Source organism: Bartonella sp. AP57NXGY, from assembly GCF_042195805.1.
In the GTDB taxonomy this organism is placed as follows: Bacteria; Pseudomonadota; Alphaproteobacteria; order Rhizobiales; family Rhizobiaceae; genus Bartonella.
This window is the reverse complement of the sequence record NZ_JBHIOZ010000092.1, coordinates 1-5,155: the sequence shown is the minus strand read 5'-3', so window position 1 is coordinate 5,155 and position 5,155 is coordinate 1. Positions and strand designations below refer to the sequence as shown.

The window sequence follows — 5,155 nt, the reverse complement described above, 5'->3', positions numbered from 1 at the left end:
TAGTATATCGTTGCAAAATAAAGTTTTCACTGTAAAATTACAATGGCTGAAAAGAGGAGACAAAGTTTATTATCTGGCAGATCTGATAAAAATAGGTGAATACGTCTGTGACCTTGAGGTTTTCAAAGGTTTTTCATTAAAGAATCTTACTTAAAACTCCATAAAATGCTTTATATATCAAAATATTTCTAAAACTTTATTTGGGACTATTGGGCATGCGTATAACAATGTTTTGAATTTTTATTTGTGTGTATTACAGATATTTACAGTTAAAACTTCTATCCAGAAGTGATAGTATGAAGGATTTTTATCAACAAAAGGTTCTTGCGTTGGGAATTGATTCGAGAATACGGCGTTTAATAATTTTAGCTCTTGCCGTGGGGAGTTTTGCTATTGGTACTGCAGAGTTTGTCGCAATGGGGCTACTGCCAGAGATGGCACGAAGTTCCTATGTTGATATTCCTACCGCTGGTCAATATATTTCTGCTTATGCATTAGGAGTTGTGATTGGAGCACCTCTTTTAGCTGTGGCAACAGCTCAGGTATCACGCAAAACTGTTTTGATGGGATTAATGCTTTTTTATGCCTTAGCAAATATTGCTAGTGCCTTTTTTTCTGATTTTAGCATATTAGTAGTATTACGCTTTCTCAGTGGACTTCCCCATGGAATCTATTTTGGACTTGCGGCTATGGTTGCCTCTTCAATGGTAGAAATGAAAGAACGTTCTAAAGCTGTTGGATATGTTATGCTTGGCTTAACAATTGCAACCGTTTTGGGAGCACCCAGTGCTACTTGGATTGGTCAACTTATTGGTTGGCAGATTGCTTTTGTCCTTGTGGGGATGATCGCTTTATTATGTTGTTTGCTTATTTGGAATTTTTTTCCTTGTGATTCAAGTTTTCCAAAAACGAATCCTTTGCAAGAAATGGGTGTATTAAAGCAAAAGCAGGTGTGGCTTCTTTTGTTGATGGTTTCGGTGGGAGCGTCAGGATTATTTTCTGTTTTCACTTATATCAAGCCAACATTAATGCATATTTCTGGTGTTTCACTTGAGTGGGTACCATTTATTATGCCGTTAGTTGGATTGGGAATGGTGATAGGAAATCTCTTGGGGCCTAAATTAGCTGTTAAAATTGGCATTTCACCGATGATATTTTTCTCTATGCTTTGGAGCGTATTTGTTTTTTTTCTTTTTTTCTTTTTATCCTATGCTCCGTTAACAGCGGCAATAGGATGCTTTTTTGTTGGAACTTCTTTTGCTGCTATGCCTTCTATACAAACAAAAATTATGGATGTTGCACTACAGGGACAGATTTTGGCAGGAGCATTAATGCAGTCTGCTTTTAATATTGCCAACGCTCTTGGTGCAGAATCTGGAGCATTAGTTTTAAAATTGGGCTATAATTATGAATATACAGCTGTTTTAGGAAGTGTTCTAACTTTGTGTGGATTAATGGTTTTTTGCGTCTCATGGTATATGGAGAAGCATGCTTAATATTTTTCATTTTTTAAATGAAGAAGGAATTTTTATATTTATTTTTAGTTATTGGAATGTCCTGTTGGGTTTTTCAATATGAAGTAAGAAATGCGCAGTGCTAATGGAATAGCAAGACAAAATAAAAGACCCATGAGCACTATAAGAAGAGTTTTTGCTGCTAAGATCATTCCTATTGTTCCTCCAGGATTAAAGAGGCCTGCAAGATTGGTGATGACTCCTGCTAGAGTTGCACTTAAGGCCGCTGAAAATAGTTGTACAGAGGTAAGGGATTCACTGGCACGGAGAGCATCTTCATCATTTGCACATTGTAAGATCCTTGTGAGCAAATGTGGCCATGCTATGCCCGCACTGATTCCAATAGAAAACAGTGCTAAGCAAATAATAAAAATATATTCAAGCGCGGAAACTTCTGTTGGGATGAGCCATAAAAGAATCATTATGCCTAACAGTTTTAATAGGGGCGAGTATACAATGATGTTGCGAATTTTTTTTGTGGAGAGACCAGCACTTGAGATGGCTCCACATGTCCACCCTAGGCTCATAAGTGCTGCTATATAACCAGCAATAAGTGGAGCTTGCCCATGAAGCTCTTGAAGAAAAAGTGGAAAATAAAGTTCTATACTGTATACGACTGTTGTCATAACGAGTATCAATGCGTAAACAGAAAAGATTTCAGAAGAGAAAGAAAAGGATTTGCGGGGCAACATAGGATGAGGGGTAGATGATTCGATTTTTGCTAGAACAAAAAGAAGACTAAGTCCGATAACTAATCCGCAAATTTTTGCTATTGTAGACTCCATAGCCCCTCCAACAGAAATAATAAAAATCAATAAGCTGAGTGTGAAAAGCTGGAGAAGAGGAAGAGGGGGTGTTGGAACATCGTTTTCATTCTTTTTTGGTAAAAATTTAAAGGCGATGAGTGAGAAAAATATAGCTAATACGCCAATGATCAAAAAGGATGCTCGCCATAGGCCATAATATACAGAAAGCCCCCCGATTGCTGGTCCTAACAAGGTTGATATTCCCCACATTCCAGAGATAATACTTAATGCATGTGACCATAAAGATGGGCTGAAAACAATCCGTACCATGGAATAGGATAGGGATAACAAAGAACCACTTCCAAATCCTTGAATAAAGCGTCCTATTAAAAACAATGGCATAGATGAAGAAATGCTGCACATAAAAGTGCCTAGGGTGAAGATAAGTCCAGAAATAACATACGCATTGCGAGGACCTAATTTCCCTAATATTTTTGTTGCAAGTGAAGTACCCACGAGTGAAGCTGTAATAAAGACAGTAGCCACCCAAGAATAATATATTTCACTGCCAATATGATTCATAAGAGAGGGTAAAATAGTAATAACAATATAAACGTTGGTGGCGTGTAACACAACTCCACCTGTAAACGTTAAAAAGCAAAGACCATTTTTACCCAATAAAAGCGCAGACCAGCCCTGTTTTTTCACTGTTGTTTGCTATTTAATAAAAATCTATCCTCTTTTTACTTATAAGGTACTTCTTTGAATTTGCCAAGAGAAATTCAAAGCTCTGTTTAGAGCTTTGAATTTTAATTTAAGTAATAACTTAATTGCCCATTGCTTTTTTGAGATTCTCATCAATTTTATCGAGGAAACCTGTTGTAGAAAGCCACTTTTGTTTAGGCCCAATCAAAAGTGCGAGATCTTTGGTCATAAAACCTTCTTCGACGGTTTTAATACAAACTTCTTCCAATGTCGTGGAAAAGTTTTTTAACTTCTCATTGTTATCTAGTTTAGCACGGTGCGCTAGTCCACGCGTCCATGCAAAAATAGATGCAATAGAGTTCGTTGATGTTTCTTCATTCTTTTGATGCTGACGATAATGGCGTGTTACAGTGCCGTGTGCTGCCTCTGCTTCAACAATTTTGCCGTCAGGTGTCATGAGAACAGAAGTCATGAGACCCAGAGAACCAAAGCCTTGGGCAACAATATCAGATTGGACATCACCATCATAGTTTTTACATGCCCATACGTATCCACCTGACCACTTTAATGCAGAAGCAACCATATCATCAATAAGACGGTGTTCGTAATATAATTTACGGTTTTCAAATTCAGTTTTAAATTCCGTATCGAATATTTCTTGAAAGATATCTTTAAAACGACCATCGTAAGTTTTTAGAATGGTATTTTTTGTTGAAAGATAAACTGGAACATTCCGTTGTAGTCCATAATTAAAGGATGCGCGGGCAAAATCACGAATTGACTCATCAAGGTTATACATAGCCATGGCAACCCCTGCGCTTGGAGCATCAAAAACATCATGTTCAATAACTTGATTATCATCACCGACAAATTTAATACTTAATTTCCCTTTTCCTGGAAATTTAAAATCTGTTGCCTTGTATTGATCACCAAAAGCGTGACGTCCGATAATAATTGGCTTTGTCCAGTTAGGAACAAGGCGAGGGACATTTTTACAGATAATGGGTTCGCGAAAAATGACTCCTCCTAAAATATTGCGGATTGTGCCATTAGGTGATTTCCACATTTTTTTTAGGTTAAATTCTTTAACGCGTGCCTCATCAGGTGTGATGGTTGCGCATTTTATACCAACCCCATATTTTTTGATAGCATTGGCAGAATCGATAGTTACCTGATCATTGGTTGCATCACGATTTACGACGGAAAGATCATAATATTTTAGATCAATGTCGAGGTAGGGATGGATTAATTTATCTTTGATATATTTCCAGATGATGCGGGTCATTTCATCCCCATCAAGTTCAACAACGGGGTTTTCTACTTTGATCTTTACCATTAGAAATCCTTTTTCTTTTAAGCGATACTACTTGTATAACACTTTCAAGTTTATAATGAAAAGTAAAAACAAGGGAAAAAAGCATTCAAATATGAGCTTTTAGAATATATTATCAATAGAGTGTAAAATTTTGTTGGAGGGTTTAATTTTTGAAAAGAAGTGATGTGTTTGCAAATCTATAATTATTCTATGATTGATGAAGAATCTGTTTAATAGATAAGGTAGTTAGATCACCGAGGGACGGGGATTATGCGTTTTTATTATCAGAGATTCCATTTAATAAGTTGATCGTATTCTGAATTATAGTTTCTTGATTTGTTGTGTTAGGTGAATAAGAAACTATTTTTATATTGCTATTTCAATTCTAAGCTTACGGTCTGTTTGTTTATAAAAAGTTTAATGTGATAACAAAGGCACTGTAATTAGAAATGCTTCATATAAAATGCGTTTGAGATAAACTTCAATTTTGAAGGTTGAAAAAAACGTATAAATGATGCGGCTGGTTTTAATTTAAAAATTAACAGCATACGCAAGAATATGACTTATAAAATTACCGTATCGCGAGCTAGAATCTTCTAATTCTTATGTTTTATCGATTCTTATTGTTATTAACTATGCGCAGTAAAGCACTATCCTCGAAATGCAACAAAGAAATTAATCACCTAATGATTCTTGTATCCTTTTTACGAAGAGATTCCTTTTAAAATCTTATTCCCTCATTTTTATTTATGCATCCCTCATTTTTAAAAACACAAATAAAATGAATATATTACACATAGAAAAAAGAAACATGGTACGCCCAAGGGGAATCGAACCCCTGTTTCCGCCGTGAAAGGGCGATGTCCTAACCGCTA

Annotated in this window: 3 protein-coding genes; 1 reads left to right on the top strand and 2 read right to left on the bottom strand. The window is 36.0% G+C overall.

The features are described from left to right. Positions 1-296: 296 nt before the first annotated feature. The gene (locus ACFIL8_RS07520) at positions 297-1,496 is read left to right on the top strand and encodes an MFS transporter (protein ID WP_375686142.1); all 1,200 of its coding nucleotides are present in this window, start codon (positions 297-299) and stop codon (positions 1,494-1,496) included. A gap of 44 nt (positions 1,497-1,540) precedes the next feature. Here the strand turns inward: ACFIL8_RS07520 and ACFIL8_RS07515 are convergent, their stop codons facing one another. After that, positions 1,541-2,968 (bottom strand): MFS transporter, encoded by a 1,428-nt coding sequence (locus ACFIL8_RS07515; protein WP_375613104.1) that lies wholly within the window; start codon positions 2,966-2,968, stop codon positions 1,541-1,543. Positions 2,969-3,086: 118 nt separating this feature from the next. Next, positions 3,087-4,301, bottom strand: a complete 1,215-nt coding sequence (locus ACFIL8_RS07510) for an NADP-dependent isocitrate dehydrogenase (RefSeq protein ID WP_375613103.1) — start codon at positions 4,299-4,301, stop codon at positions 3,087-3,089. Positions 4,302-5,155: the final 854 nt, after the last annotated feature.